At 73.0% G+C, this 4,898-nt stretch carries 4 protein-coding genes and 1 pseudogene; 1 reads left to right on the top strand and 4 read right to left on the bottom strand.

Translation table 11 applies throughout. The features are described from left to right. Positions 1-127: 127 nt before the first annotated feature. Positions 128-1,668, bottom strand: a pseudogene (locus IH13_RS46195) (alkaline phosphatase D family protein). A 174-nt stretch (positions 1,669-1,842) separates the two neighbouring features. Between IH13_RS46195 and IH13_RS0124985 the strand changes: the two are divergent. Further along, positions 1,843-2,964: a methyltransferase domain-containing protein gene (locus IH13_RS0124985; RefSeq protein ID WP_031088059.1), complete on the top strand. Its 1,122-nt coding sequence runs from the start codon at positions 1,843-1,845 to the stop codon at positions 2,962-2,964. Between the two features lie 189 nt (positions 2,965-3,153). Here IH13_RS0124985 and IH13_RS0124980 read toward each other — a convergent pair whose 3' ends face one another. The 3 genes from IH13_RS0124980 to IH13_RS0124970 form a co-directional block, all read right to left on the bottom strand. Beyond that, positions 3,154-3,897: an SDR family NAD(P)-dependent oxidoreductase gene (locus tag IH13_RS0124980; protein ID WP_031088058.1), complete on the bottom strand. Its 744-nt coding sequence runs from the start codon at positions 3,895-3,897 to the stop codon at positions 3,154-3,156. Between the two features lie 117 nt (positions 3,898-4,014). Beyond that, the gene (locus tag IH13_RS0124975) at positions 4,015-4,542 is read right to left on the bottom strand and encodes a ribonuclease FAU-1 family protein (protein ID WP_031088056.1); all 528 of its coding nucleotides are present in this window, start codon (positions 4,540-4,542) and stop codon (positions 4,015-4,017) included. Beyond that, positions 4,523-4,898 (bottom strand): GNAT family N-acetyltransferase (locus IH13_RS0124970; RefSeq protein ID WP_031088055.1); only part of this gene is annotated, 376 nt, incomplete at its 5' end. The genes IH13_RS0124970 and IH13_RS0124975, both read right to left, overlap by 20 nt.

Below are 4,898 nucleotides of genomic sequence, written 5' to 3'. Positions count from 1 at the left end.
GAGATGTGTATAAGAGACAGGAAGCCGCAGGTGGCGATCGTCATGGTGCGCTCAAGGAGCGGTTGGGGGAAGACTCAGGGAACGGGGTCCCCGGGCCCCGGCCGGGCAGACGGGGCCCGGAACCGGGTCAGACCTGGACGCCCGGCCTGCCGTCCTCGACGACCACGCTCGCCCGTGTGCTGACCGGCGCATCGGGCTTCGTCACGTAGGGCAGGACCCGGAAGTCGCTCGTCCAGCGGTCCCGGTCCACCGTGACGCGGACGTAACCCCGCTGGCTGTTGAAGAACTTCATGTGCGGGTTGGCCGCGAGGAACTTCTCGCCCTCGGCCGTCATGTCGGCGCCGTCGCCGCCGCTCGTGATCGAGGTGCCCACGAACTCCGAGCCCACGGTCGCCGATTCCGGGTCGGAGTAGTCGCGCTTCAGGTCCCACGCGTAGTTCTGGTGCCGGTCGCCCGTGATGACGACCAGGTTGCGCACCCCGCGGGTGTCCGCCTCGGCCAGCAGGCGGTTGCGCTCGGCGACGTAGCCGTCCCACGGGTCCGTGAAGACCGTCGTGCCCGGACCGGGGTCCAGATCGGTCTGGCCCATCGGGGCCTGGTTGCCGAGGACCTGCCAGCGGGCCTGCGAGCGGCTGAAGCCCTTGAGGACCCAGTCCCGCTGCCGGGCCCCGAGCAGGGTCCGGTCCGCGTCGAACCGCTCGGCGCAGTCGGCCGACGAGCCGTCGCCGCAGGCCTGGTCGTCGCGGTACTGGAGATGTGTATAAGAGACAGGTACATCTGTACGTCGGGGCCCTTGGGCAACTGCGTACGGCGCAGCGGCGCGTGCTCGTACAGGGCCTGGAACGCGTCGGCCCGGCGGAGCAGGAAGTCCGCCGGGTCGTCGTCGTTCTCGGAGGTCTCGCCGGCCCAGTTGTTCTCCACCTCGTGGTCGTCGAAGGTCATGATCCACGGGAAGGCGGCGTGCGCCTCGCGCAGCGGCGCCTCGGACTTGTAGAGGCCGTACTGGAGGCGGTAGCGGGCCAGGTCGAGGGTCTCCGTGTGGAACTTGGGGTCGGTGCCGACCCCGCGCTTGTTCGACTTGACGCCGTACTCGTACAGGTAGTCGCCCAGGTGCACCACCAGGTCCAGGTCCTCCTGGGCCATGTGCCGGTAGGCCGTGTAGTAGCCGTCCTGCCAGGCCTGGCAGGAGGCGAAGGCGAACCTCAGCCGGCGGGGGGAGTCCCACGGCGCCGGGGTGGTGCGGGTGCGTCCCACGGGGGAGATCTCCGACCCCGCCTTGAAGCGGAACCAGTACGTGCGGTCGGGGGCGAGGCCGTGCACCTCGGGGTGGACGGAGTGTGCCAGCTCGGGGGAGGCGACGACGCTGTCCCGGCGTACGACACGGCGGAAGCGCTCGTCCAGCGCCACCTCGTAGTGGACGCGGACGGGGGCCGGCGGCATACCGCCGAAGCCGTCCTCGGCGAAGGGGTCGGGGGCCAGTCGCGTCCACAGCACGACACCGTCGGCCGTCGGGTCACCGGAGGCGACCCCGAGGGTGAACGGGTCACCCTTCAGCGCGGGCGCGGCGAACGCGGAACTGCTCTCCCACGCACCTGTCCCCAGCATCAGTGCGGCGGCGGCCCCGCCGAATCCGAACATCTGCCGACGGGAGACGGAACGGTCGATCACGGGTCCTCCTCGGTTGATGTGCGCCTGACACCGAGGACACTGCCGCGCGTTGATGTCATGCCCACATTCGACGTATGGCCGGAGGCCGAGCGGTACGTGAACAGGGCACCGCTCTCCGGCGCCGCCCGCGCCCGGACCTGACGCGTTGTCGGTGGCGGCTGAGAGTATCGGGACATGACCACGATCGACTGGGACGACGCCGCCGACTCCTTCGACGACGACCCCGACCACGGCCTCCTCGACCCTGCCGTGCGCGCCGCCTGGGCGCGGCGGATGGAGACCTGGCTGCCCACGGCCCGTTCCGAGGTGCTCGACCTCGGATGCGGCACCGGCAGCCTGGCTCTCCTGGCCGCCGGCCAGGGGCACCGGGTCACCGCCGTCGACCGCTCGCCGCGCATGGTGCGGCAGGCGCGGGCGAAGCTCGCCGGGACCGGCTCCGAGGTCCTCGTGGGCGACGCGGCGGACCCGCCCGTCGGTACCCGGCGCTTCGACGTGGTCCTCGCCCGGCACGTCGTGTGGCTGCTGCCCGGCCCGGAGGCCGTCCTGCGCCACTGGTTCTCGCTGCTGAGGCCGGGCGGCCGGCTGGTGCTGGTCGAAGGGGTGTGGAGCGGGACGGGACTGTCCGCGGCCCGGCTCACCGCGCTGCTCGCCCCGCTCACCGAGCGGATCCACCACGAGCCGCTCTCCGGAGAGGCGGCGCTCTGGGGCAGGGAGGTGGACGACGAGCGGTACGCCCTGGTGGCCCGCGCCGAGCCGCCGCACCGGCACACCGAGGTCGTGGACGTCCACCTCGTCCTGCGGCGCGGCCCCGAGGTGCTGCTCGCCCGGCGGGCGGGCACGGGATACGCGGACGGACTGCTGCACGTCCCCTCGGGCCACGCGGAGGACGGCGAGGACGTCCGTGAGGCGATGCTCCGGGAGGCAGCCGAGGAGATCGGTGTCGAACTGGACCCGGACGAGCTGCGGGTGGCCCTGGTCATGCAGCACCGCGGGCCCGGCGGCAGCCCCCGGATGGGCTGGTTCTTCGAGGCGGAGTGCGACCCGGAGCGGCCCCCGCGCAACGCCGAACCCGGGAAGTGCTCCGAGCTCGCCTGGTACAGCCTGGACGCGCTGCCCGACGACATGGTCGCCTACTGCCGCGCCGGACTCGACGGATACCGCGCCGGGGAGCGCTTCCTGCTCCACTGGCACGAGGACGGCGACGCCGTCGCCCACGACCCCGGCGGGATCCGGCGCGCCGTACCGCTGGCGGTGTCCGCCGTCCCCGCCGGGCAGCCGCACCGCGTCGAGCCGTAGGCGCCCGGCCGTCCGAGGGGGAGCCGGCGGTCCCGAGGCGGAGCCGGACCGGGGCCGGCTCCCCGGCGATCCGGGCCGCGCCCCTCTGGCGGCGACACCCGTGCGCCGGCGCCCACCGCGCGGCCCGCCTGGAGGGCGCGGCCGGGTGCGAGGGGGCGCCGGCCGGCGCCGTGACGGCGCCGGCCCGGATCAGCGGAGCTTGATCGCCCCGCCGTCGGCCATCAGGGTCTGGCCGGTGATGTAGCGGGCGTCGTCGCTCGCCAGGAAGGCGACCACCGGCGCGACGTCCTTCATCGGGTCCCCGAAGCGGCCGAGCGGGACCTTGGCGGCGGAGAGCCGGTACTGCTCGGGGTTGGCCTCCGCCCACTGGGCCACGCCGGCCGTCCGCGCCATCGGCGACACGACGTTGACCCGGATCTGGTCCGCGGCCCACTCGTTGGCCACGACCCGGCTCAGGCCGCGGATGGCCTCCTTGGCCGCCGCGTACGACGCCTGGTTGGGCTGGCCGTCGATCCCCGCGCCGGAGGCGAAGTTGACGACCGCGCCCTGGGCCTTCCGCAGCTCCGGGTGGGCGGCGACCATGAAGTTGCGGGTGGCGAAGAGGCCGGTGTCCAGGGCGAGCTTCCAGTCGTCCTCGGTCTGCTCCACGAAGGGCCGCACCCGGGAGGCGCTGGCGTTGTTCACCAGGACGTCCAGCTTGCCGAAGCGCTCCACGGCCGTGGCGACGGCCCGGTCGGCGACCGCACGGTCGGAGACGTCGCCCCGGATGAACGCCACCGCGTCGCCGAGGTCGGCGACGACGGCGTCCCCGGCCTCCTGCTGGAGGTCGACGACGACGACCCGCGCGCCGCGCTCGACGAAGAGCCGGGTGACGGCCTCGCCGATGCCGGACGCCCCGCCGGTGACGATCGCTACCTTGTTTTCCAACGTCATGTCCGCACAGTTCCTTCGACTCGTGTGTTCCGGCGCACCGCGCCCCCCGCACGACGCCTTGTCTGTGCATCGTACCTATCGTGTGCATAATGCACACGTAAGGGCGGGGCGCGCGGCTCAGCCGAGCAGACCCGCCAAACCTTCGGTACGGGCCAGCCGCTCCAGCTCGTCCAGCGCCCGCACCGCCGCCCCGGCGGCCTCCGGGTCCCGCTCCGCGAGGCCGCTCTCCGCGAACTCGTCCTCGTCCAGACGCAGGACGGACGAGCCGTCCGCCGACACCCACAGATCGAGGTCAAGATCCTCGACGAGCAGCTCGGACCCGCGCAGAACGGCGGGCCGGGTGATGTCGCAGTACCAGCCCTTCAGCCCGCCGTCACCGGCGCGGACCTCCTTGACCGCGAACCACCGGTCCCGCCAGTAGTGCTCGGTGAAGACGTCGCCCGGCTCGAACCGCACGAAGCCGAAGTCCCGTACCCCCGGGGCCGCCCAGGGGGCCCGGACCGTGATGCGGGACCCGTCGTCGAGGACCGTCTCGGCCGGATACCTGATCTTGGTGCGGCCGGCCTTGACCAGGGCCACCGTCAGGGTGTCCCCGGAAGCGGGCGGGAGCGGCGTGGCCCCGGAGTCAGACGAGCGAGCGGACATGATGGATCTCCGTTGCGCAGATGGAATAGCCGAACCATGCGTTGATGGCCAGCATCGGGTCGTTTCCGGCGTCGTTCTCGGTGTAGGCGTCGGTGCAACCGGCCGCCCGGGCCCGGTGCAGCGCGTCGGTCTTGGCGAGCTTGGCCAGGCCCCGGCCGCGGAACGCCCGGCGGGTGCCGGTCATCGCCGTCGCGTACCGGGCCCGTCCGTCGGTGTGGGCGGCGGAGAACGACGCCACCTCCCCCTCCACCACCACGACCGAGGTGAGGGCGTGGTCGAGGAGCGGGTGGTGCCACGTCGTGGCCAGCCAGTCGTCGTAGTCGGCCGGTCCGGCCGGGAGGTCGGACGGCTCGTCC

The organism is Streptomyces sp. NRRL WC-3549, assembly GCF_000721935.1.
In the GTDB taxonomy this organism is placed as follows: Bacteria; Actinomycetota; Actinomycetes; order Streptomycetales; family Streptomycetaceae; genus Streptomyces.
Note: the sequence above shows the minus strand (reverse complement) of the source record. Positions and strands in the feature narration are given on the sequence as shown.

Excerpts from the sequence above, each read along its gene's own strand:
- IH13_RS0124985 (WP_031088059.1), top strand. The coding sequence starts at position 1,843 with ATGACCACGATCGACTGGGACGACGCCGCCGACTCCTTCGACGACGAC.
- IH13_RS0124980 (WP_031088058.1), bottom strand. The coding sequence starts at position 3,897 with ATGACGTTGGAAAACAAGGTAGCGATCGTCACCGGCGGGGCGTCCGGC.
- IH13_RS0124975 (WP_031088056.1), bottom strand. The coding sequence starts at position 4,542 with ATGTCCGCTCGCTCGTCTGACTCCGGGGCCACGCCGCTCCCGCCCGCT.